We start from the raw sequence: 21916 nt of genomic DNA, 5'->3' as shown, positions 1-21916 counted from the left end.
TGAGCGGCGTTATTCCCGGATGTCCGCGGCAGCTGTCGGATCGTCCTTGACCGCGAGAACCGGACAGGAGGCCCCCAGGACGACGCGACGTGCGGAGGCTCCCAGGTTGAGCTTGCCGATCGGTGACTTGCGGTGCAGCCCGATCACCACCAGCGTGGCCTCGATCTCTGCGGAGAGATCCAGCAGGAACTCACCGACGTCCCTCGTGTCACAGCTGCGCACGGTGATCTCCGGCAGGTCGAGGCCCGTGGCGCGGCAGTCCGCGAGCACGGTCTGCTCAGAGGCGACTGCCGGTCCCGTCTCCGGATCGTTGTACAGGTGAGAGGCGACCACCAGGTCCTCGCCGACCCGCACCGCATGTCTGAGAGCGGCGTGGAGCGCCGCTCTGCCCTGGCCGGACGGTGAGTACCCGACGACGATGGTCATTGTGCCCCTCCTCGCCGTGGCGCCAGGCGGCCACGGGCTGCGACGTATCGGGTCAGACTAACGGGCCAGCAGTTCGACGATCCACCGATCCAGGTGCGGGTGTGCCAGAAGGAACGCGTCATGGCCGATCGGTGAGGAGGCGCAGTGCATGACCGCCCCGTCGATGTGCTGGGCGGTCTCGGCGACGAGTGGTCGGGGGAACAGCCGGTCCGTCGTGATCGCGACCACCAGGGTGCGGGCACGCACCCGGCCGAGCGCCTTCGCCAGTCCCCCGCGGCCCCTGCCCACGTCGTGGGTGTTCATGGAGCGCACGAGGGTCAGATAGGAGTTCGCATCGAAGCGTCGCGCCAGCTTGGTCGCGTGATGGTCCAGGTAGCTGGTGACCTGATGGCGGCCGTCGCCGTGCAGGGGGTCCTCCTCCCCCTGGGCGCGGTTCGCGAAGCGTGCTTCCAGCTCCTCGGCGGTGCGGTAGATGGTGTGGGCGATGCGGCGTGCGATCCCGAGGCCACGATGGGGGCCTTCACCCGGGCCCAGGTGGTAGTAGTCCCCGCCGTGGAAGCCGGGGTCCGCTTCGATGGCGGCGATCTGGGCGCTGTTCCAGGCGATCTGGTCGGCGCTGGCCCGGGCGGCGCTGGCGATCACGGCGAGCCGCTGGACCTCCTGCGGATGGCAGACCGCCCATTCCAGTGCACGCATCCCGCCCATGGAACCGCCGATGACCAGCGCCCAGCGGTCGATGCCGAGCTGGTCGCGCAGGGCGCGCTCGGCCGAGACCTGGTCCCGCACGGTCACCCGGGGGAAGCGCGAGCCCCAGGGGCGACCATCGGCAGCATCTGAACTGGGTCCCGTGCTCCCTTGGCACCCGCCCAGCACGTTCGGGGCGATGACGAAGTAGCGATCGGTGTCGATCGGGCGGCCGGGCCCGACCATCTGTTCCCACCAGCCCCCGCTGGGATGCCCTGGACCGACCGCGCCGCGGACGTGGGAGTCACCGGTCAGGGCGTGCAGGACCAGCACCGCATTGCTGCCGTCGGCGTCGAGCTGCCCCCAGGTCTCGTACGCCATCTGCACGTCATCCAGCAGCGCGCCGCTCTCCAGGCGGAGCGGGCCGACGGAGGCGAACCGCCGATCCCCGGCCCCGTGCTCGGGCCGCCAGGCCCCGCTGGCGGGGAGGAGGACTGCGGCCGCGTCCGCCTGCTCGTGGGAGGGCTGGGGCCGAGTGCGAGGGGACAGGGCGCTGAGTGCGGTCATCGGCGTGGGCTCCTCCCTCTGGGCTCACTCCTCCGGCCACCACGCCGGGGGAATCGGGGTGTCGATCATCGTTGCGAGCAAGGGTGCCAGAGTCGATGCCGGATCGCGCCGCAGCAGATCGTCCACCAGGTCCCCGGCGGCGGCGAAGCGGTGGTTCCACCACGACAGTAGGGTCAGCACTGCCGTGATGCCCCGCCACGCGTCCCGCGCCACCGCGGCGCTGGCGGGATCGGCCCCGTCCATCGCGCCCGTGGCCGCATCACGCAGTAGTTCGAGGCTGTGATACCAGTCCCCACCTGCGCAGACGTCTGCATGCGGTCGACGCGACGGGTCACTGGTGAGCTCCTGCAGCAGCTCCTCCCGATCGACAGATCGGCGCGAGCCCCGATCCACGCACACGGCGAGGAGCTCCCAATGGACGGCGTCAACGGCGAGCGCCGAGAGCATCGCGCAGAGCTGTTCACAGTCCGTCACGAAGCGGCCGCTCCCGGTGCCACCGGCCTGCCCGGCTGCCGCCAGCCGAGACACCGACTCCCGGGCCCGGGCGAACAGATCGGCGGCCTCGGCCGGCTCACCGCTGGCCGGGTGCAGTGCCAGCTGCGCGCCCAGGGCGCGAAGGGCCTCACGCTCGGCTCGTCCTCGGCGGAGGTTGCGACCCTCCAGCACGGCCTCCATCGCTGCTCGGGTGCGATCGAAGGGCAGCAGCTCTTCGGCGGGCGAGACCCAGACCTCCCCGGGGGCATCACCCTCACCCGCAACGAGCAGTACCTGGCGGACGCTGCCGTCACCCAGCACCCACATCGGGTGCACGGGGAACGGATCAGGCAGCATCCGCGCAGCGACGTCCAGGACCATCGGTGCCAGGACCCCCGCCCAGTCGTCGATCTCGTGGGCATCCACCGGTTCGGTGCCGTCACCGGCGATCAGCAGGGCCAGCGCGCCGGTGCATCCCCGCTCCCTCATCAGGGTGAGGTGGTTCTCGAGGTGCTCCCGGCCGGCCGGCTCGCTCATCTCGCGCACGGGTGAGCAGGTCAGGACGGGGCGGGTGCCGTGCCCGGCATGGCCCACCATCAGCAGGCAGTCACGAGGAACGGCGCCGAAGCTGAGCCGCGCGGCGGCCAGCAGCTCAGCGGGGTCATCGGCGCGGATGACCCGTGGTGACTCGGGGCAGGACGGGGTCTCGGTCGTCATGCCTGAAGCCTCCCGAGGACCACGAACCGCGGCCACCGCCCTTGCGTTCCTGGGGACATCCGGACGATGGGGAGGAACCTGGCGCCGTAGGAGCGCCGTAGGAGCCTCGCACCCGCGGCACAGGCAGCTCGTGACAGGATCGGGGATCAGCGAAGGAAGGACCCCCATGACTGCTCCTGCCCGTTCCGGCTCCACCCCCGACCTGCACGCTCTCGACCAACGCCTGGTCCAGGAGGTGCAGGCGGTGCACCGCGCGCTGATCCGGGATCGGCGCGGGGAGCTCGGCAGGATCGCCCCGGAGGCGCTGACGCTGGTGGACTCGCTGGAGCGCTACCTGGCCGGCGGGAAGATGCTGCGGCCCCGCTTCTGCTTCTTCGGCGGGCTGGCGGCGCTGCCCGAGCCGCCCACCGACGAACAGGTCGCGGGCCTCGCCCTCAGCGGCGCCGCCATCGAACTGGTGCAGGCGGCCGCCCTCATGCACGACGACGTGATCGACCACTCCCCCACCCGTCGCGGCAGACCGGCCCTGCACGTCGAGCAGTCCGCAGCTCATCGGCACCGGTCCCTGGCCGGCTCCTCCGACGAGTTCGGGGTGGCGGTCGCGATCGTGCTCGGCGATCTCACCCTCAGCTGGGCCGAGCAGCTGTTCTCGCAGGCCCTCGACTCGAGCGAGGCCGCCGGGCGCGCCCGCGCGGAGTTCGACGCGCTGCGCACCGAGGTGATGTGCGGCCAGTACCTGGACATCCTGCACCAGGCCGGGGGGCTGGGCACCGGAAGGGGGACGACGGGCACCGGGCAGGCCGGGGTCGATGCCGTGGCGGACCGGGAGGAATCGGGCCCGGAGGCGGCGGCGCTGGAGGTGATCCGGTGGAAGACGGTCCCGTACACGGTGCTGCGCCCCGTGCGGATGGGAGCTGCGCTGATGGGGGCCGATGATCAGCTGCTGGGCCTGCTCTCCCGCTGGTCCATCGAGGTGGGGACCGCGTTCCAGCTGCGGGACGACCTGCTGAGCGTGGTCGGGGACGAGGATCAGACCGGCAAGCCCACCGGCGGGGACATCGTCGAGGGCAAGCGGACCGTGCTGCTGGCCCGCACCGTTGCGCATGCCGACGAGGACGAGCTCGCACTGCTCGAGCGCACCATCGGGAACCCTGCCGCGCACCCGGAAGACGTCCGGGCCGTGCACGCACTGATGGTGGACAGCGGGGCGGTCGCCTCGGTTGCGCAGGACGTGCGGCAGCGGGCCGGTGCCGCCAGGGCCCTGCTCGAGGGCACCGACGCCCTCGGGGAACTGGGACGGGCCGGCCTGCTCACCCTGGCCGCGCAGGCCACCGACACCGACTCGCTGCCGCGCTGAGCCTCGATCAGGAGGCGCGGCCCACCGGCGTCAGAAGGCCATCGCCTGGGCTCGCCGGCGCACTTCCCCGCGCTGGCCGCGCCGGAGATGGTCGATGGGTCGACCCGGCAGGGTGTCGTCCTCGGTGAAGAGCCACCGCAGCAGCTCCTCGTCCTCGAATCCGCCGTCGCGCAGAACGGTGATGGTTCCGGCGAGGTGCGGGGCCACTTGGCCGTCGAGCAGCATGTCGGCCGGCACCGAGCGGACCACGGGGTCGCCGCGGCGCACGGCCACCAGTTCGCCGTCGTCGATCAGGCGGCGCACTTTGGACACCTCGATGTCGAGGATGCGGGCGACGTCCGGCAGGGAGAGCCATTCAGGGATCAGGTCATCGAGCTCGTTCACGCCCCCAGGGTGCCATGCCCGTGCCGCATCGTGCGCGCGGGAGCCGTCGCGCGTGCGGGAGCCGCTGTGTCCGGGTCGACTCGCGCGCGCGTGTGTCGCTGCTCCGTTACCACAGACCTGCGCCCTACAGTGACAGCGTGAGTGCGCCGACTTCCCCCGGCCTCGACCTGCTCCTGGACGGACGCTACCGGGTCGAGGACCTCATCGCGCGCGGTGGCATGGCGACCGTGCACCGCGGGCACGATCAGCGACTGGACCGCGTGGTCGCGCTGAAGATCATGCACCCCCACCTCGCGATGGACGAGGACTTCCGCCGCCGGTTCGCCCGCGAGGCCCGTGCAGCCGCGCGCCTGGCGCATCGCAACGTGGTCGGCGTCTTCGACCAGGGCGAGGACGGAGACCGCATCTACCTGGCGATGGAGCTGGTGGAGGGACAGACTCTGCGCGCCCGTCTGGGGCAGCCGGAGGGGATGAGCGTGCGCGAGACCCTCGATGTGACCGCGCAGGTGCTGGAGGCCCTGGCCGCCGCTCACGAAGCAGGGATCGTTCACCGCGACATCAAGCCCGAGAACGTGCTGATCGACCCCGAGGGCGTGGTGAAGGTGGCCGACTTCGGCCTGGCCCGCGCGGTGGGCACCGCTCAGTCCTCCGCCAGCGCCACCCTGCTGGGCACCGTCGCCTACATCAGTCCTGAGGTGGTCACCCGCGGCCACTGCGATGAGCGCAGCGATCTGTACTCCCTCGGGGTGATGGTGTTCGAGATGCTGACGGGGCTGCAGCCCTTCCGCGGTGAGCAGCCCGTGCACATCGCCTTCCAGCACGTCCACGAGGACATCCCGGCTCCCTCATCGCTGGCTACCGCGATCCCCTCCGCACTCGACTCCCTCGTCACCTGGGCTGCCGCCCGCAACGTGCAGCAGCGCCCGGCCGCGGCCGGGGACCTCCTGCGAGCGGTGCGCGAGCTGCAGCGCACGCTGCCCCCCGGGGTCCTCGACGCCCGCCCGGAGCCGCGGGAGCTCGACTCCACCGGGGAGGTTCCCCGGCTGACGGTCCCGCTCACGGACGTCGTCTCCCAGATCAGCTCCGAGGCGCGCAGCTTCCCCAGCGAGATGCGCACGCAGCCGACGAGCGAGCACGGCACAGCAGGGCATCCCGCTGATCCGGAGGGCACCGATGGGGCAGTCCCTGCTGAGCCACCCGGCCCGGGCGAAGGCACGGGCCCGGAGGATCTCCCTCCGCGCGTCGTCGCCCTTCCACTGCCGCGGACCCGCCGCGGACGGCACCTTCCCCACAGCACCCGCCGACGCTCCCGCCCGGTGACCGCACTGGCCTCGCTGCTGCTGGCGGGGGTCCTGGGATTGGGCGGCTGGGCAGGCGTGGACTGGTACGCCACCGACGGGCCGGGCGGGGACCGCTCCGTGCCGGTGCTGGCCGGCACCCAGCTCTCCGACGCGGAGGCTGCGCTGGCCTCGGCGGATCTCTCCACCCGCACCGAGGAGCGCTTCAGCGACACCGTGCCTGCCGGCCACGTGATCAGCTCCTCCCCCTCGACCGGCACCATCGTCAAGCGCGGCACCGATGTGCAGGTGATCGTCTCCAAGGGGCAGCAGACCTTCCCGGTCCCTTCTCTGGAGGGCATGGGGGTCGAGGAAGCACGCCAGGCCGTCGAGGAGCAGGGCCTCACGCTGGTGGAGGACGAGCCGTCCTACTCGGAGACCGTCCCCCAGGGCCACGTGATCTCTCAGTCCTCCGAGGCTGAGGCACTGCCTGCCGGTGGCGAGGTCCATGTGGTCCTCTCGCAGGGGCGCGAGCCGATCACGGTACCGGACCAGAGGGGCCGCGGCGGGTCCGATGCACGCGCCGCCCTGGAGGCCGCCGGGTTCGAGGTCTCCAGCGCCCAGGCGCACTCGGGGTCGGTGCCGAAGGGCGCCGTGATCTCCCAGGACCCGGCCTCGGGAACCCTGCACCGCGGTGACACGGTGCGGATCGTCACCTCGCTGGGGCCGGAGATGGTGACCGTGCCGGACGTCTTTCGCCAGAGCGAGGCCGATGCCAAGGCCACCCTGGAGGCAGCCGGCTTCACGGTCTCCGTGCAGCACGACCGCGGCGAACCCGTGTTCGGCCTGGTCTATGAGCAGTCCGCGGCCGCCGGCAGCGAACTCGCCAAGGGTTCCACCGTCACCATCACGGTGTTCTGACGCCCCGGCCCGTCCGGGGCCGGGGCGATGCCCCCCAGGGGGCAGACGGCATCAGCGGCGAGCCAGCATCTCTGCGACCAGGAACGCCAGCTCGAGGGACTGCTGGTGGTTCAGGCGCGGATCCACGAGGGTCTCGTAGCGGCGCTCCAGGCCGGCCTCGTCGATCTCACCGGTGCCGCCCAGGACCTCTGTGACGTCATCGCCCGTCAGCTCCATGTGGAGACCGGCCGGGACGGTGCCGGCGGCCTCGTGCACCTCGAAGAAGCCGACCACCTCGTCGAGGATGTCCTCGAAGCGCCGGGTCTTGTACCCGTTGGAGGAGGTGATGGTGTTGCCGTGCATCGGATCGGTGACCCAGGCCACCTGGGCACCGGAATTCCGCACTCCCTCCACGAGGGCGGGCAGGCGGTCCCGGATCTTCCCGGCCCCCATGCGGGTGATGAACGTGAGGCGGCCGGGCTCCCGCTCGGGATCGAGCTTGTCGATCAGCCGCAGGGCGTCGTCCACCGTCGCGGTGGGGCCCAGCTTCACGCCGATGGGGTTGCGCAGGCGGGACATGAAGTCCACATGGGCGCCGTCGATGTCTCGGGTGCGCTCGCCGATCCACAGGAAGTGGCCGGAGCAGCCGTAGATCTCGCCGGTGCGCGAGTCGATGCGCGAGAGCGCCTCCTCGTAGTCCAGCAGCAGCGCCTCGTGGGAGGCGTAGAACTCGACCACCTTGAGCGCGTCGAAGTCCGCGCCGATCGCGGCCATGAAGCGGATCGCCTTGTCGATCTGCGCGGCCAGGCGCTCGTAGCGGTCGTACCCGGGGCCCGAGGTGAACCCCTGGTTCCAGGAGTGCACCTCGCGGAGGTCCGCGAAGCCGCCGCCGGTGAAGGCACGCAGCAGGTTCAGCGTGGTCGCGCTGGAGGTGTACATCCTCCACAGGCGGTGGGGGTCCGGGCGCCGCGCCTCCGGGGTGAAGGCGTAGTCGTTGACGGCATCGCCGCGGTAGGTGGGCAGGGTGAGACCATCGCGCGTCTCGACGTCGGAGGAGCGGGGCTTGGCGAACTGCCCGGCCATCCGGCCCATCTTCACCACCGGCACGGAGGCCCCGTAGGTGAGCACAGCGGACATCTGCAGGATGGTGCGGATCTTGTTGCGGATCCTGTCGGCCGTGGAGTCGGCGAAGGTCTCGGCACAGTCCCCGCCGGCCAGCAGGAAGGCCTCCCCTCGGGCGGCCGAGGCGACCCGATCGCGCAGCACGTCCACCTCACCTGCGAACACCAGCGGGGGCGCGGAGCGCAGGGTGTCGAACACCTGCGCGCGCTCGGACTCCTCCGGCCACACCGGCTGTTGCACCCGCGGATACTCGCGCCACGCCCCGAGGGCCTCGAGACCGGCGTCGGCCGAGGACAGCGAGAAGGAGTGGGCGCGGGCAGGAGCGTCGGGGCTGAAGTGTCTCACCCGGCCAGGATAGGCGGTGACGGGGGGATTCCCGGACGCGTCCAGGGTGCGGGACCCCCCGACGGGCCGACCGGATCAGGTGGGGCGGTCGACCTCCGCTCTCAGGCGGCGCTTCACGTCGGAGGCGTACTCATCGACGTACTCCTGGCCCGAGAGCTCCTGGACCCGCTCCCGGATCACCTCGGTGACCGCGCGCAGCAGGCGTCCCTCCTCAAGGCCATCGAAGGCCTCGGCGAGTGCCGCCACGTCGATGGGCTCCCCCATCACCACCTTCATCTGCGGGCGGCGGTGGGGGAACATCTTCCTGCCGCGATGCGCCTCGAAGGTGTCCACCATCGCCACCGGCACCACCGGCGCCCCGGTCGCAAGGGCGAAGCGCGCGGTGCCGGTCTTGAACCTGTGGAGGCGTCCATCGGGGCTCCGGCTGCCCTCGGGATAGATGCCCAGCACTTTGCCCTCGCCGAGCACCGTCAGCCCGGCCTCGATCGCGGAGCGCGAGGCCGCGCCGCCGGAACGGTCCACCGGCATCACGTGCAGGCCCCGCAGCACCAGTGCGAACACCTGGTTCAGCGGTGACCCGCCCTTGAAGATGTCGGACTTGCCCAGGAAGTGCACCGCGCGGGAGACCTGCATCGGCATCACCACGGTGTCCGCGTAGGAGACATGGTTCGAGGCGAGGATCACCGGGCCCTTCCGCGGGATCCGCTCCTCGCCGGTGATGGTGGGATTCCAGATCAGCCTGACCAGGATCCCGACGACCACTTTGGCGAAGGCGTAGAACACGAGCTCTCCTGGGGGTGCGCTGTGACAGCGCTGGACGGTGATGTGCCTGGGCGGCGCTAGTGCGACCATGGAGCCATGGAGTTCAGCGAACTGTCTCGTCCATGGCGCGCGCGAGGTCACTCTAACCTGCGCGGCGCGCTGCTCCTCTGCCACGGCTTCACGGGCTCGCCGCAGTCCATGCGGCCCTGGGGCGAGGATCACGCCGGGCGCGGGTGGGAGGTGGAGCTGCCGCTGCTGCCCGGTCACGCCACCGACTGGCGGGAGCTGGCGCGGACACGGTGGCAGGACTGGTACGGACATGTCCGTGGCGTCGCCGAGGAGCTCTCCGCCGAGCACGGCCCCATCGCCGTGGGCGGTCTGAGCATGGGCGGCGCCCTCTCACTGCTGCTGGCCGCAGATCCCGGTCTGCGCGGCCGCATAGCCGCGCTGGTGCTGGTGAATCCGGGACTGAGCCTGCCGCCCGTGGCAGCGCTGTCCGGCCTGATCGCCCCGTTCGTGCCCACGCTGCCGGGGATCGCCTCGGACATCGCCGCCCCGGGGGTGAGCGAGGAGGGGTACGACAGGCTCCCGATGCGGGCCGTGGGCGAGCTGCGGGGACTTTTCTCCCAGGTCCGGCGCTCCTTGGACGCGGTCGACGTCCCGGTGCTCCTGGCCACCTCGCGGGAGGACCACACCGTGCCCGCACGGGACAGCCGCGCGATCGCCGCGGGCGTACGAGGCCCGGTGGAGCGGCTCCCCCTGCTGCGCAGCCACCACGTGGCCACTCTGGACCACGACGCCCCTCTGCTGTTCGACACCTCGGCACGATTCCTGGACCAGCACGTGCCCGAGCCGAAGGGACGGCCGGTATGAGCGGCGGCCCGCAGGACTCCCGCAGCGAGGATCCGCGCGACGTCGATCTGGAGTTCGCCCGCCTTCTCGAGGCCGAAGGCGTGCTGCTGCCGCCCGGGCAGGCACCGCGGGAGCCGGCGGCCCGCGGTGAGGACCGGCACCACCCCCACAGCCCCGACTCCCCCTCCGAGCCGCCCTCCGAGGATGACCGCGCCAAGGCCAGGGCTGCGCACCCCTCCCGCGGTCGAGGTCCGAGGCCGCCACGCGAGCTGGAGGACGAGGAGGACATCGACGCGCTCGCCCCGGACGCGTGGATGGGCGACTTCGTCCCTCCGGACCCGGACCTGCCGGAGCCGACACCACGCGCCCTGTGGTCCTGGACCGCCCTCATCGGTGGGCTCGTGGCCCTGCTGGTGGTGGCGGTGGTGCCGGCCCTGCCCCCATGGATCGGAGGTCTCGGTGGCCTGGTGGCCCTCGGCGGGGTGATCGCCCTGCTGCTGCGCGCGCCGACGCACCGCGAGGGCGACGGTATCCAGATCTAGCAGCTGCGGACCGAGCCCGCCTCGCCCCAGGCACCCCGGGAGGGCACAGGCGGCTCAGCGAGCGAGGTCGGCCGCCCCCACGATCCCGGCTCGATTGCCCATCCGGGCCTGCTCGAACGGTGCGACGGTGCGGTGCATCCGCGCGGTCAGGTTCGCCGCATAGGCCTCGCGGGCGGGGTCCAGCAGCAGGTCGCTGGCTGCGCTCACACCACCTCCGACGACGATCACCTCGGGATCCAGCAGCGCCGCGATCGAGGCCAGCCCCTCGCCCAGCCAGCCGCCGATCTCGGCGATCAGCTCCCGGGCACCGGGGTCCCCCTGCTGGGCCAGCCGGGTGATCAGGGGGCCGTCGATCTCCTTCTTCGCCCCGCCGGCCGCCTGCACGAGCGGCCCCATGAGCGGGTCACCGGTGGCGGCGCGCCGCTTCGCGGTGCGCACCAGGGCGGTGCCGGCCGTGTACTGCTCGAGGCAGCCGCGGCGACCGCAGCCGCACCACTGTCCCTGCGGCACAGCCGTCATGTGCGCGATCTCCCCGGCGAAGCCCCCACTGCCCCGCACCAGCTGCCCGTTCATGACGATCGCCCCGCCCAGGCCGGTCCCCACGGTGACCATCAGCATGTTCTCGGCCTCGGTGGCCGCACCGAAGCGGAACTCCGCCCAGCCGGCGGCGTTGGCATCGTTCTCCACCACCACCGGGAGCGAGACCAGGCGCTCGAGCTCCTCGGCCAGGCTCCGGTGCCTCCACGCCAGGTTGGCGGCGAACACGACGGTGCGACGATCCGCCCCGACGAAACCGGCAGCCCCCACGCCGATGCCCACCACATCGTGCTCGGAGCGCAGCTCGGCCACCGCATCAGCGACTCCGGCCTCGATCAGCTCGGGGTCGGTGGCGGGGGTGCTGCGAGTGGTCGCGGCGATGATGGTGCCGTCCTCGTCCACGACGCCCGCCGCGATCTTGGTGCCGCCGATGTCCACTCCGATGGAGAGCATGAATCCTCTTCCCCGACGCGCCGCGTCCCGGCACGTCCGATCCGTGTTGTCGGGGTCCATCGTAGGACGCACTGACGTAGACTTCCCCAGACCCCACCAGCGCTTCCGGGCGGGTGCCCGGCGCCCAGGAGCCGCGTCCGATCCGGATCGAAGGAGATTCGATGAAGCAGTTCGGCACCGCCGCCCAGCACACCAGCCGTGAGGACGAGAACACCACCGACCTCCTGCTCGGTCGACTGCAGTCCGATCCACGCACCCCGATCTTCGAACTCGCCGACGGCTCCGGCACCTACCGCCCTCTGTCCGTCGGTGACTTCGTGGCGGAGGTCAAGGCGGTGGCCAAGGGCCTGATCGCCTCCGGCGTCGGCTCCGGTGACGTGGTCGCGATCATGTCGCGCACCCGCTACGAGTGGGTGCTGGTGGACTGGGCGGTCTGGTTCGCCGGCGGCGTCAGCGTCCCCATCTACGAGACCTCCTCCCCCAGCCAGATCCAGTGGATCGCCTCGGATGCAGGGGCCCGCTTCGCCGTGGTGGAGGCCAGGCGCCACTGCGAGGACATGGAGTCCGTGCGCGGTGAGCTGCCCGCCCTGGAGCGCATCGGCGTGCTCGAGGACGGCATCATCGAGGAGCTCAAGCAGCGCGGGAAGGACGTCAGCGACGACGAGCTGGAGGCGCGCCGCACCTCCCGGCGCCTGGAGGACGTCGCGACCATCATCTACACCTCGGGCACCACCGGTCGCCCCAAGGGCGCCGAGCTCACCCACGCGAACTTCGTGGACACCGCCCGCAGCGCGCTGAACCTGCTGGGCGAGCACGTGCTGCCCCCCGGTTCACGAATGTTGATGTTCCTGCCGATCGCGCACGTGTTCGCTCGCCTGCTCGTGGTGGTGGCCGCCTCCTGGCCGGTCACCACTGCCTTCACCCCGGACACCAAGAACCTGATGGAGGACCTGGCGAAGTTCAAGCCCACCTTCCTGCTCGCGGTCCCCCGCGTGTTCGAGAAGGTCTACAACAGCGCCGAGGCCAAGGCCATCGCCGGCGGCAAGGGCAAGATCTTCTCCGCCGGTGCCGATACGGCGATCGCCTATTCCAAGGCCCTCTCCGCCGGGAAGGTCCCGCTGACCCTCAAGCTCAAGCATGCCGCTTTCGACAAGCTGCTGTACGCCAAGCTGCGCGGCGCCATGGGCGGGGACGTCTCCTGGTCCGTCTCGGGAGGAGCCCCGCTCGGGGCGCGTCTGGCGCACTTCTTCCGCGGCATCGGGGTGACCGTGCTGGAGGGCTACGGGCTCACCGAGACCACAGCTCCGGTGTGCGTGAACCTGCCGTGGTCGGTCAAGCCCGGCACCGTGGGCCCGCCCCTGCCCGGTTCCGCCGTGGCGATCGACGACGACGGTGAGATCCTGGTCAAGGGCGTGATGGTCTTCAAGGGCTACCACAACAACCCCGAGGGGACCGCGGAGGCCATGCGTGACGGCTGGTTCCGCACCGGTGACATCGGTTCCCTGGACGAGGACGGCTCACTGACCATCACCGGCCGCTCCAAGGAGGTCATCGTCACCGCGGGCGGCAAGAACGTCTCCCCCGCCCAGCTGGAGGACCAGCTGCGCTCCCACCCGCTGGTCAGCCAGTGCGTGGTGATCGGCGACCAGAAGCCCTTCGTCGCCGCGATCATCACGCTGGACCCGGAGATGCTGCCCACCTGGCTGAAGAACAACGGCCTGCCGGAGATGAGCATCGAGGAGGCCGGTCGCAACGAGAAGGTGCACGCCGAGCTGCAGCAGGTGGTGGACAAGGCCAACCAGTCGGTCTCGCGAGCGGAGTCGATCCGCACCTTCGAGATCATCGACACGGACTTCACCGAGGAGAACGGGTACCTCACCCCCTCGATGAAGCTCAAGCGCAATGTGGTGGTCAAGGACTTCGCCGATGTGATCGAGAAGATCTACTCCGGGCCCAAGCCCTCGAACTGAGCAGCGTCGCTTCGCCGCTGTCGCGCGAGGCCCCGCCACCCGTCTTCGGGTGTCGGGGCCTCGTCGTAGTCTGCAGGACATGTCCACCCGCCGTCCGCCGCGCCAGCAGCTGAGCTTCGACGATCTGGGCACCCCGCTGGCGGAGGCCACCTTGGTGGTGGTGGACCTGGAGACCACCGGGACGAACCCCACCGAGGACGCCATCACGGAGATCGGCGCGGTGAAGGTGCGCGGCGGCGAGGTGCTCGGTGAGTTCCGCACCTTCGTGGATCCGCAGCGACCGATCCCTGCCTACATCGCCTCGCTCACCGGCATCTCGGACGCCACCGTCGCCGGCGCCCCGCACATCGGTACGGTGCTGCCGATGTTCCTGGACTTCGTGGGGGACGCGGCGCTGGTGGCGCACAACGCCCGCTTCGACATCGGCTTCCTCGCAGCGCACGCCTCCCGGCACCACGTGCCCTGGCCGGGGCCGCCGGTGCTGGACACACTGGCGCTGGCGCGCACCGTGTACCGACGGGACGAGGTGCGCGACCACCGCCTGTCCACCCTGGCCGCCCACGTCGGCGCTGCCGTCCAGCCCGATCACCGGGCACTGTCCGATGCCCGCGCCACGGTGGACGTGCTGCACGCGATCATCGCCCGCCTCGGCGCCCAGGGAGCCACCACGCTGGAGGATCTGGCCTCTGCCCACAGGCGCGCCACCCCGGTCCAGCTGCGCAAGAAGCACCTGGCGGCCGCGGTGCCACCGGTGCCCGGGGTGTACGAGTTCCTGGACGCGCACGGCCAGGTGCTCTACGTGGGCACCTCCCGGAACCTGCGAAGCCGGGTGCGCACCTACTTCACCGCCGCCGAGACCCGCCGCCGGGTGCTGGACATGCTGCCCCGCGCGGAATCGATCCGCACCATCGAGTGCACGACCCCGACGGAGGCGGCGGTGCGGGAGCTGCGCATCATCGGCGCCACCAAGCCTCCGTCGAACCGCCGCGGGCTCACCCCCGAGAAGGCCCTGTGGTTGCGCCTCGGCTCCGGCAGGGAGGGCCTGCGCGCGGCACGCCTGGCCCGGGACGAGGCCGACGGATCCGCGCAGATCGGCCCGCTGGCCTCCCGTCACGACCTGGAGCCGCTCAAGGGCCTGCTCACCGATGCGGTGCTCGGACGGGCCGCGAGCTTCGAGGGATCGTCCCGGGACGCCGGCCTCAGCGACCAGGGGCACAGGGCGCGGATCCGACGCGCGATGCTGGAGGATCCCGGGGAGGTGCTCGACCACGCGGCGGTCCGCATGCGCACCCACGTCAACGCCGGGCGCTACGAGGACGCCGAGCGCATCCGCCAGCTCACCCTCGCCTATCTCCGGGCCGCCCGTCGGGCCTCCCGGCTGAGGGCGCTGGCCGCGGTGCCGCTGCTGATCGCCGCCCGGCCCGTCACCGAGGGAGTGATCGGGGGCAGGGGGTGGGAGCTGCTCGCGGTCAGGCATGGACGGTTCTCCGGCACCACCCTGGTCCCGCTGCGTGCCGATCCGCTGGCGGCGGCGCGCTCGTTGGCACTGACGGGTCTCGGGGAGGCGGAGCTGGCCGCTCCCCTGTGCCAGGGGCACCACCAGGAGGCCGAGATCCTGCTGGCCTGGCTCGAGGAGGAGGCGGTGCGAACGGTGCTGGTGGAGGGCACCTGGGGGGTGCCGGCCCGCGCCCGCTTCGACCCGGAGCATCTCACCGAGCGCTTCGCCCGGACCGCCGGCGCCTCGGGGGCATAGGCTCACCGGTGAACACCCACCGGCCCAGGTCCGCAGGAGGATCCATGATCACCGCCATCGCCTCGATCATCGTCGAGTCCCACCGCATCCCCGAGGTCGCCCAGGCCATCGTCGACATCGAAGGCGTGGAGCAGGTCTACTCGGTCACCGGGGACGTGGACCTGATCGTGGTGGTGCGGGTGCGCCGCCACGAGGACCTCGCCGAAGTCATCGCCGACCGCCTCAGCAAGGTGGAGGGCGTGCTGGACACCACCACCAACATCGCGTTCAAGACCTACTCCAAGCGCGACCTGGATGCGGCCTTCGACCTGGGCCTGGACGGCTGAGAGGGGCTCAGCTCCCCTGCGACACGGCCTGCGAGGCGCGGGCCCAGCGATCCAGCAGATCGGCCGGCCGGCCCGAGTCCAGCGCCTCCTGCACCTCCGCGAAGGAATCGCAGAAGCGCTCCTCGAACCCATCCGCGGCCGGCTGGTCGATCCCGTCGTAGGCCAGCACGCCCGCGGCGGCGTTCAGCAGCACCGCGTCGCGCACCGGTCCCATGCGGCCCGCCCGCGAGCCGGCGAAGAGGTCCCGCGCCACCTGAGCGTTCTCCTCCGCGGTGCCGCCGCGCAGGGAGTCATGGTCGGCGCGCTCCACACCCAGCAGGGCCTGCGGGTCCAGCACGTGCTCGCGCACCTGCCCACCACGCACCTCCCACACGTCCGAGGGCGCGGTGACGGTGAGCTCGTCCAGGCCGTCATGACCGCGGAACACCAGGGCGCTGGTGCCGCGCGAGGCGAACACTCCGGCCACCGTGGGTGCCACCGTGGCATCGGCCACGCCCACCGCGCTGGCGCGCGGCCGAGCGGGGTTGGTGATCGGGCCCAGGATGTTCATCACGGTGGGGATGCCCAGACCCTTGCGGGCCTCTGCGGCGAAGCGCATCGACGGATGGAACACCTGGGCGAACAGGAAGGTCATCCCGATGCTGCGCACCAGCTCCTCGACCACGGGCACAGGCAGGTCCAGGCGCACGCCGAGCGCCTCGAGCACGTCGGCGGAGCCCGAGCGCGAGGTCGATGCCCGGTTGCCGTGCTTGACCACGGTGCGCCCCGTCGAGGCGATGATCATCGAGGCCATCGTCGAGATGTTCACGGTCTGGGCGAGGTCGCCGCCCGTGCCGACGATGTCGATCGCACGCTCAGGGGCATCGACCGGGCGGGCATGGGATGTCATCGCATCGGCCAGAGCCCCCAGCTCGGTGCTGGTCACGCCCTTGGCCTGGAGCGCCACCAGGAAGCCGGCCAGCTGCACGGGCGAGGAGTCACCGCTCATGACCTCGTCCATCGCCCAGGTCGCCTCGGCGTGCGTGAGCTCCTCGCCCCGCACCAGGCGCGCGGTGATACGGGACCAGCTCGGGGTGCTCTCGTGGTTCATGGCCCGATCATCCCACCGTCGCGGTCAGGCGCGTCGGCCGGGATCACGGATCGGTCACGACGCTCACACAGGGCCACCACCTGCACATCAGTCGCGTGTCCAGGTTCGTGACGCGACGTCAGGGGAGCTATGCTGACATGGTTCGCCCGGGCGCCATGCCCCGCGGTGGGTCCGGAGGTCGTGAACCGGTCCCGCTGAATCTGACGACACGACATAATGGTGACGTGACTACTGCGACCCTGACTGAGCGCCCCGCCCCCGCCGCTCCGGCGGTGGGCCGCCCCAACCCGACCCAGATCGGGACGTTCGTCTGGCTCGCCAGCGAGCTGATGTTCTTCGGCGGCCTCTTCGCGATGTACTTCACACTCCGGTCGATGGTGCCGGACGTCTTCGCCGCCGGGCAGGCCAACTTCACACACGGCTTCGCCCTGCTGAACACCTCGATCCTGGTCGCCAGCTCCGTCACCTGCCAGATCGGCGTGTACATGGCCGAGGGCCGCCTGCCCAGCGGCCGGGTCTTCGAGCCCCGCAAGCGCCGCACCGGCTCGATCTTCAACATCGCCGGCTGGGGAATGATCGAGTGGTTCACCCTCACCTACATCATGGGCGCGATCTTCGTCTCCGGTCAGGCCTTCGAGTACGCAGAGCTGGTCCACCACGGCGTGACCATCTCGTCCTCCCCGTTCGGCTCGGTGTTCTACCTCGCCACCGGCTTCCACGGCATCCACGTCATCGGCGGTCTGATGGCCTTCCTGATGGTGCTGGCGCGCGCCTTCGCGGCGCAGCGATTCACCCAACACGAGCAGGTCTCCGCGATCTGCGTGTCCTACTACTGGCACTTCGTGGACGTGGTGTGGATCGTCCTGTTCGCGATCGTCTACCTGATCGACCCGATCATGTCGCGCATGCCCGGCCACGCCATCCCGGTCGACTTCAACTGGTCGATCTTCTGATCGAGCACCCGCTGCTCCCCGGTACGTCCCCCGTCCCCGCCCGACCCCTCCACGAATCGAGGTCCGAACCGTGAAGGCACTCGCCGCACGTCGCCATCACCCGATGGCATTGCTCGTGATACTGCTGCTGGCGCTGGTTGCCACGGGTGGGCTCTATGCCGCCTTCCAGCCGCGCGTCGCGCAGGCCGAGTCCTACTCGCAGGAGGACATCGCTGCGGGTGAGGCCCTGTTCCTGGCGAACTGCGCCACCTGCCACGGTCGCAATGCCGAGGGCCAGACGGATCCCGACGGTCAGACTGTCGGCCCCTCGCTGATCGGCGTGGGTGCCGCCGCCGTGGACTTCCAGGTGGGCACCGGTCGCATGCCGATGCAGCGCTCCGGTGCGCAGGCGGCCCGCAAGCCCCCGCAGATGAACGAGGAGCAGACCCGCCAGCTCGCCGCCTACGTGGCCTCCCTGGCCCCGGGCCCGAGCGTCCCGGCCGAGGAGTACCTCTCCGGCGGCGACCCGGTCAACGGCGGCGAGATCTTCCGCATCAACTGCGCCATGTGCCACAACGCGGCCGGTGCCGGTGGCGCCCTGACCCGTGGCAAGTACGCCCCGCCCGTGCTGGGCCTGGAACCCAAGCACGTGTACGAGGCGATGGAGACCGGCCCGCAGAACATGCCCGTCTTCAACGACGCCAGCCTGACCGCCGAGGACAAGCGCGACGTGATCGCCTACCTCGATCAGCTCGAGGATGTCGGCTCCCCCGGCGGCATCTCCCTGGGCTCACTCGGTCCGGTGACCGAGGGCCTGTACGCATGGACCATCATCCTCACCCTGCTGACCGGCTGTGCCGTGTGGCTGGGGGCGAAGGCGAAGTGAGCACGCACGTGAACGACAACATCGACGGAACCCGTCCTGCCCGCGGTGTCAGCGCCATCGCCCCGCGCGAAAACGGCGGGTTCCCCAACCCCGGCCTGCCCCCGCACCAGCACCGTCGCGCGGACGTGGACCCCAGGGCCGAGAAGCGCGCCGAGCGCCTGGTGGCGGTGATGTTCCTGCTGTCGGTGCTGGGCACCGCGCTGTTCATCGCGGCGTACTTCCTGGTCACACCGCAGCCCGACAGTCCGAACCTGTTCGCCGAGCCCGGTACCCCCCGCGCCCTGTGGTGGTCCAACCTGATGATCGGCCTTGGCCTGGCGATCGCCGTGTTCTTCATCGGCGCTGCTGCTGTGCACTGGGCCAAGACCCTGATGCCCGATGACGAGGTGGTCGAGGAGCGGCACCCGATCCGCAGCACCGACGAGTCCCGCGACGCCGCGGTGGGCATCATCCGCGATGGCCTGGACGAGTCCGGTATCGGCCGCCGTCCGCTGATCGTCACCTCGATGGTGGCGGCGCTGGCGGCCCTGCCGATCGCTGTGCTCGCCCCGCTGTCCACCCTGGGTCCGATGCCGGGAAACAAGCTGCACCACACCTTCTGGAAGTCGGGGATGCGCTTGGCCCGGGACCACGACGGCACCCCCATCAAGGCCTCGGACGTCGCGATGAACTCGATCTTCCACGTGATGCCGGAGGACCTCACCTCCGAGACCCCGCACTTCCTGGAGGAGCGCGCCAAGGCGGCCGCGGTCATCGTGCGCATCGACCCGAAGCTCGGCAAGAACGAGGAGAGCCTGGCGAACGGGTACGAGGGCATTCTCGCCTTCTCCAAGATCTGCACCCACGTGGGATGCCCGGTGGCGCTGTACGAGCAGCAGACGCACCACATGCTGTGCCCCTGCCACCAGTCCACCTTCGACGTCACCGACGCCGCCAAGGTCATCTTCGGCCCGGCCCACCGGCCGCTCCCCCAGCTCCCGATCGAGGTCGATGCCGAGGGCTACCTGGTGGCCCGCGGCGACTTCCCCGAGCCGATCGGTCCCAGTTTCTGGGACATCCACAAGGACAAGTGATCACGTGTCGACCACGACTCCCGCATCCCAGAAGCAGGCCCCGAAGCAGGGGCGCGCGATGAAGCTCGGTGCCGTCGGCGGTGACTGGCTGGACCAGCGCGTCTCCGGCGGCGGTTTCATCAAGTTCTTCGCCCGGAAGATCTTCCCCGACCACTGGTCGTTCATGTTCGGCGAGGTGGCTCTGTACAGCTTCGTCATCCTGCTGATCACCGGCACCTTCCTGACCATGTTCTTCGACCCCTCCATGGAGGAGGTTATCTACAACGGCCCGTACGAGGCGCTGCAGGGCGCGCACATGTCCCGCGCCTTCGAGTCCACGCTGGAGATCTCCTTCGAGGTCACCGGTGGTCTGCTGTTCCGGCAGATGCACCACTGGGCGGCCCTGGTGTTCATGGTCGCGATCTACGTGCACATGTTCCGCGTGTTCTTCACCGGGGCCTTCCGCAAGCCGCGTGAGCTGAACTGGCTGATCGGCTTCACCCTGATGATCCTCGGGATGGTGGCCGGGTTCTCCGGCTACTCCCTCCCGGATGACGTCTTGTCCGGGAACGGCCTGCGCATCGCGGACGGCCTGGCGAAGTCCATCCCGGTGATCGGCACCTACATCTCGTTCCTGCTGTTCGGAGGCGAGTTCCCCGGGACCGACATCATCCCGCGCCTGTACACCATCCACATCCTGCTGGTGCCCGCAGCCATCCTGGGACTGATCGCGATCCACTTGGTGCTGCTGGTGCTGCACAAGCACACCCAGTACCCCGGCCCGGGGCGCTCCGACCGCAACGTGGTGGGCTTCCCGCTGTTCCCGGTGTACACCGCGAAGGCCGGGGGCTTCTTCTTCCTGGTGTTCGGCGTTATCGCCCTGATCTCCGCCACCACCAGCATCAACGCTGTGTGGGTGTACGGACCGTACGATCCGTCCCCTGTCTCAGCCGGTTCGCAGCCCGACTGGTACATGCTGTTCACCGACGGTGGCCTGCGCCTGATCCCGGGTTGGGAGTCGACGATCTTCGGCTACGTGTTCTCCTGGAACATGCTGATCCCGATGATGTTCTACGGCGCGATGCTGGGCTTCCTGGCCCTGTACCCGTTCATCGAGGCATGGGTGACCGGTGATGACCGGGAGCACCACCTGCTGGACCTGCCGTACAACACCCCGGTGCGCACCGGCCTCGGCGTCGCCTGGATCACCGTTTACATCGTGCTCGTGCTCGCCGCGGCGAACGACCTGCTGGCGATCGCGTTGGACCTGTCGATCAACGACCTCACGTGGCTGTACCGGATCCTGTTCTTCGTGGCCCCGGTGCTCGCGTTCTGGATCACAAAGCGCCTGTGCCTGTCACTCCAGCGTCAGGCCCACCAGAAGGCGCTGCACGGCGTGGAGACCTCCCGCATCGTGCGCACCGAGACCGGCGACATGATCGAGATCCACGAGCCGCTGAACGAGTACGACCGCTGGGTGCTCGTGCAGCACGACGACTACCGTCCGCTCAAGGCCGGCAACGGCGTCTCATCGCTCCGCGCTGCGGCGACATCGTTCTTCTTCAAGGACAGCATTACCCCGGCCAGCCCCGCCGAGCTGCGGGAGGCCCTGGAGCACGCCGGCCACGAGAAGCACACGATCGATCAGCTCACTGGCGGCGACTACCGCACCCCTGCGGAGAAGGCCGTCCACTGAGTCGCTGATCCGCGGAAGGCACACCTGCCCCCGCGCGCTGAGCGCAGAAGGGCCCCGGAGCAGTCTCCGGGGCCCTTCTGCTGTGCCAAGAACGGGTGAGTGCGGGGACCGCCGCTCTCGAGGCGTCAGCGCGGACACGGCACTGCCCGTCAGTGCGGGCTGCCTCACTCCAGGAGCGGGCTTCGTGCACGACCCCGCCTCGTGGGCCGACCGGCGGCGGCATCGACGAGATAGCGGGCAGGGACCAGCCCCAGGCGCCGATCGGCGCGACGCAGTGCGCGGATGGCGCGCAGAGGATGAGCGGAGGGGTCGACGCCCTTGTCCATCAGCACACCGCGCGCCCAGTCCACGGCATGCGCGATCACGTCATCCCCCGCGAACAGTGCCTTGATCTCCTGCTCCGCGCGTGCCGCGGGATCTGCTGCTCCGCCGATCATCATCTGTGGCCTCCTGGGGGCGCCCTGGGCCCGGATCTCCCACCGGGCGATCAGTCCACACGCTAGCAGGAGCACGCATGGCCATGGCGGCCCCGCAGGCGGTGCGGGCGGCCCCACAGGCGGTGCGGGCGGGGCCCAGCAGGCGGTTGCGGGAGGGGCCCCGTATACGCGGCGCGGGCGGCCCGCAGGCGGTGCGAGGGGGGGCCGCGCGGTCGGGGCACCCGTGCTGCCCCCGGGCTCACGACGTCGGGTCTGCCCCCGTCCTGGTACTGCAGGGGCGGGTTCACAACCCGGTCACGCGACGGCGGTTCTGCAGATCACCTGCGGCGAGGCTGTGGCCGGCCGTTGATGGCCGCGAGTGCATCGAGGTGTGCA

At 70.6% G+C, this 21916-nt stretch carries 20 protein-coding genes; 11 read left to right on the top strand and 9 right to left on the bottom strand.

Features of this window, described 5'->3' with window-relative positions:
* Window positions 1–9 precede the first annotated feature (9 nt).
* The 3 genes from M4D54_RS09165 to M4D54_RS09155 are packed head-to-tail and all read right to left on the bottom strand — an operon-like array spanning window position 10 to window position 2868.
* Window positions 10–426 (bottom strand): universal stress protein, encoded by a 417-nt coding sequence (locus tag M4D54_RS09165; protein WP_193866238.1) that lies wholly within the window; start codon window positions 424–426, stop codon window positions 10–12.
* 57 nt (window positions 427–483) lie between these two features.
* Window positions 484–1677 carry a homoserine O-acetyltransferase gene (locus M4D54_RS09160; protein ID WP_193866237.1) on the bottom strand — a complete coding sequence of 398 codons (1194 nt, stop codon included), beginning with the start codon at window positions 1675–1677 and terminating at the stop codon, window positions 484–486.
* 24 nt (window positions 1678–1701) lie between these two features.
* On the bottom strand, window positions 1702–2868 hold the full coding sequence (locus M4D54_RS09155) for a hypothetical protein (RefSeq protein ID WP_193866236.1): 1167 nt from the start codon (window positions 2866–2868) through the stop codon (window positions 1702–1704).
* A gap of 166 nt (window positions 2869–3034) precedes the next feature.
* On the opposite strand from M4D54_RS09155, the gene M4D54_RS09150 reads away from it, so the two are divergent.
* Complete coding sequence (locus M4D54_RS09150; RefSeq protein WP_193866235.1) at window positions 3035–4225, top strand: polyprenyl synthetase family protein; 1191 nt, start codon at window positions 3035–3037, stop codon at window positions 4223–4225.
* A gap of 30 nt (window positions 4226–4255) precedes the next feature.
* Here M4D54_RS09150 and M4D54_RS09145 read toward each other — a convergent pair whose 3' ends face one another.
* Entirely contained in the window at window positions 4256–4609 is a 354-nt protein-coding gene (locus M4D54_RS09145) for an Rv2175c family DNA-binding protein (RefSeq protein WP_193866234.1), read from the bottom strand.
* Window positions 4610–4746: 137 nt separating this feature from the next.
* Between M4D54_RS09145 and pknB the strand changes: the two genes are divergently transcribed.
* Entirely contained in the window at window positions 4747–6807 is a 2061-nt protein-coding gene (gene pknB, locus M4D54_RS09140) for a Stk1 family PASTA domain-containing Ser/Thr kinase (RefSeq protein ID WP_259891041.1), read from the top strand.
* 51 nt (window positions 6808–6858) lie between these two features.
* Here pknB and M4D54_RS09135 read toward each other — a convergent pair whose 3' ends face one another.
* Window positions 6859–8253, bottom strand: coding sequence for a class II 3-deoxy-7-phosphoheptulonate synthase (locus M4D54_RS09135; protein WP_259891040.1), 1395 nt, complete (start codon window positions 8251–8253; stop codon window positions 6859–6861).
* A gap of 75 nt (window positions 8254–8328) precedes the next feature.
* Entirely contained in the window at window positions 8329–9036 is a 708-nt protein-coding gene (locus tag M4D54_RS09130; RefSeq protein ID WP_259891039.1) for a 1-acyl-sn-glycerol-3-phosphate acyltransferase, read from the bottom strand.
* A gap of 75 nt (window positions 9037–9111) precedes the next feature.
* Between M4D54_RS09130 and M4D54_RS09125 the strand changes: the two genes are divergently transcribed.
* Window positions 9112–9888 carry a carboxylesterase gene (locus tag M4D54_RS09125; protein ID WP_193866230.1) on the top strand — a complete coding sequence of 259 codons (777 nt, stop codon included), beginning with the start codon at window positions 9112–9114 and terminating at the stop codon, window positions 9886–9888.
* The gene (locus tag M4D54_RS09120; protein WP_193866229.1) at window positions 9885–10409 is read left to right on the top strand and encodes a hypothetical protein; all 525 of its coding nucleotides are present in this window, start codon (window positions 9885–9887) and stop codon (window positions 10407–10409) included. The genes M4D54_RS09125 and M4D54_RS09120 overlap by 4 nt, the downstream gene beginning before the upstream one ends.
* Window positions 10410–10463: 54 nt before the next feature.
* Here M4D54_RS09120 and M4D54_RS09115 read toward each other — a convergent pair whose 3' ends face one another.
* The gene (locus tag M4D54_RS09115; RefSeq protein ID WP_193866228.1) at window positions 10464–11399 is read right to left on the bottom strand and encodes an ROK family protein; all 936 of its coding nucleotides are present in this window, start codon (window positions 11397–11399) and stop codon (window positions 10464–10466) included.
* Between the two features lie 161 nt (window positions 11400–11560).
* On the opposite strand from M4D54_RS09115, the gene M4D54_RS09110 reads away from it, so the two are divergent.
* The 3 genes from M4D54_RS09110 to M4D54_RS09100 all read left to right on the top strand — a co-directional run bounded on the left by M4D54_RS09110 (window position 11561) and on the right by M4D54_RS09100 (window position 15448).
* Complete coding sequence (locus tag M4D54_RS09110; protein ID WP_193866227.1) at window positions 11561–13369, top strand: long-chain fatty acid--CoA ligase; 1809 nt, start codon at window positions 11561–11563, stop codon at window positions 13367–13369.
* A 79-nt stretch (window positions 13370–13448) separates the two neighbouring features.
* Window positions 13449–15122, top strand: a complete 1674-nt coding sequence (locus M4D54_RS09105; RefSeq protein ID WP_259891038.1) for a DEDD exonuclease domain-containing protein — start codon at window positions 13449–13451, stop codon at window positions 15120–15122.
* Between the two features lie 44 nt (window positions 15123–15166).
* A complete protein-coding gene (locus M4D54_RS09100) occupies window positions 15167–15448 on the top strand; it encodes an Lrp/AsnC family transcriptional regulator (RefSeq protein WP_259891035.1) in 282 nt (93 codons plus the stop codon).
* A gap of 7 nt (window positions 15449–15455) precedes the next feature.
* On the opposite strand, the gene trpD is transcribed toward M4D54_RS09100, so the two are convergent.
* Complete coding sequence (gene trpD / locus M4D54_RS09095; RefSeq protein ID WP_193866224.1) at window positions 15456–16538, bottom strand: anthranilate phosphoribosyltransferase; 1083 nt, start codon at window positions 16536–16538, stop codon at window positions 15456–15458.
* A 224-nt stretch (window positions 16539–16762) separates the two neighbouring features.
* Here trpD and M4D54_RS09090 point away from each other — a divergent pair, with 224 nt between their 5' ends.
* From M4D54_RS09090 to M4D54_RS09075, 4 genes are all read left to right on the top strand, one after another.
* A complete protein-coding gene (locus M4D54_RS09090; protein WP_193866223.1) occupies window positions 16763–17491 on the top strand; it encodes a heme-copper oxidase subunit III in 729 nt (242 codons plus the stop codon).
* 70 nt (window positions 17492–17561) lie between these two features.
* A complete protein-coding gene (locus M4D54_RS09085; protein WP_193866222.1) occupies window positions 17562–18356 on the top strand; it encodes a c-type cytochrome in 795 nt (264 codons plus the stop codon).
* A gap of 8 nt (window positions 18357–18364) precedes the next feature.
* Complete coding sequence (locus M4D54_RS09080; protein ID WP_193866252.1) at window positions 18365–19429, top strand: ubiquinol-cytochrome c reductase iron-sulfur subunit; 1065 nt, start codon at window positions 18365–18367, stop codon at window positions 19427–19429.
* A 4-nt stretch (window positions 19430–19433) separates the two neighbouring features.
* Entirely contained in the window at window positions 19434–21104 is a 1671-nt protein-coding gene (locus tag M4D54_RS09075) for a cytochrome bc complex cytochrome b subunit (RefSeq protein WP_193866221.1), read from the top strand.
* A gap of 164 nt (window positions 21105–21268) precedes the next feature.
* On the opposite strand, the gene M4D54_RS09070 is transcribed toward M4D54_RS09075, so the two are convergent.
* Window positions 21269–21544, bottom strand: coding sequence for a hypothetical protein (locus tag M4D54_RS09070; protein WP_193866220.1), 276 nt, complete (start codon window positions 21542–21544; stop codon window positions 21269–21271).
* Between the last annotated feature and the right edge of the window lie 372 nt (window positions 21545–21916).

It is taken from the genome of Brachybacterium sp. p3-SID1565 (genome assembly GCF_025143785.1).
Taxonomy (GTDB): domain Bacteria; phylum Actinomycetota; class Actinomycetes; order Actinomycetales; family Dermabacteraceae; genus Brachybacterium; species Brachybacterium epidermidis.
This window is presented reverse-complemented; position numbering and strand designations above follow the sequence as displayed.

Bases quoted from the DNA above. Each gene is read 5' to 3' on its own strand.
- M4D54_RS09120 (WP_193866229.1), top strand. From the start codon at position 9,885: ATGAGCGGCGGCCCGCAGGACTCCCGCAGCGAGGATCCGCGCGACGTC.
- M4D54_RS09115 (WP_193866228.1), bottom strand. From the start codon at position 11,399: ATGCTCTCCATCGGAGTGGACATCGGCGGCACCAAGATCGCGGCGGGC.
- M4D54_RS09125 (WP_193866230.1), top strand. From the start codon at position 9,112: ATGGAGTTCAGCGAACTGTCTCGTCCATGGCGCGCGCGAGGTCACTCT.
- M4D54_RS09110 (WP_193866227.1), top strand. From the start codon at position 11,561: ATGAAGCAGTTCGGCACCGCCGCCCAGCACACCAGCCGTGAGGACGAG.
- M4D54_RS09160 (WP_193866237.1), bottom strand. From the start codon at position 1,677: ATGACCGCACTCAGCGCCCTGTCCCCTCGCACTCGGCCCCAGCCCTCC.
- M4D54_RS09105 (WP_259891038.1), top strand. From the start codon at position 13,449: ATGTCCACCCGCCGTCCGCCGCGCCAGCAGCTGAGCTTCGACGATCTG.
- M4D54_RS09100 (WP_259891035.1), top strand. From the start codon at position 15,167: ATGATCACCGCCATCGCCTCGATCATCGTCGAGTCCCACCGCATCCCC.
- M4D54_RS09165 (WP_193866238.1), bottom strand. From the start codon at position 426: ATGACCATCGTCGTCGGGTACTCACCGTCCGGCCAGGGCAGAGCGGCG.
- M4D54_RS09070 (WP_193866220.1), bottom strand. From the start codon at position 21,544: ATGATGATCGGCGGAGCAGCAGATCCCGCGGCACGCGCGGAGCAGGAG.
- M4D54_RS09155 (WP_193866236.1), bottom strand. From the start codon at position 2,868: ATGACGACCGAGACCCCGTCCTGCCCCGAGTCACCACGGGTCATCCGC.
- M4D54_RS09150 (WP_193866235.1), top strand. From the start codon at position 3,035: ATGACTGCTCCTGCCCGTTCCGGCTCCACCCCCGACCTGCACGCTCTC.
- trpD (WP_193866224.1), bottom strand. From the start codon at position 16,538: ATGAACCACGAGAGCACCCCGAGCTGGTCCCGTATCACCGCGCGCCTG.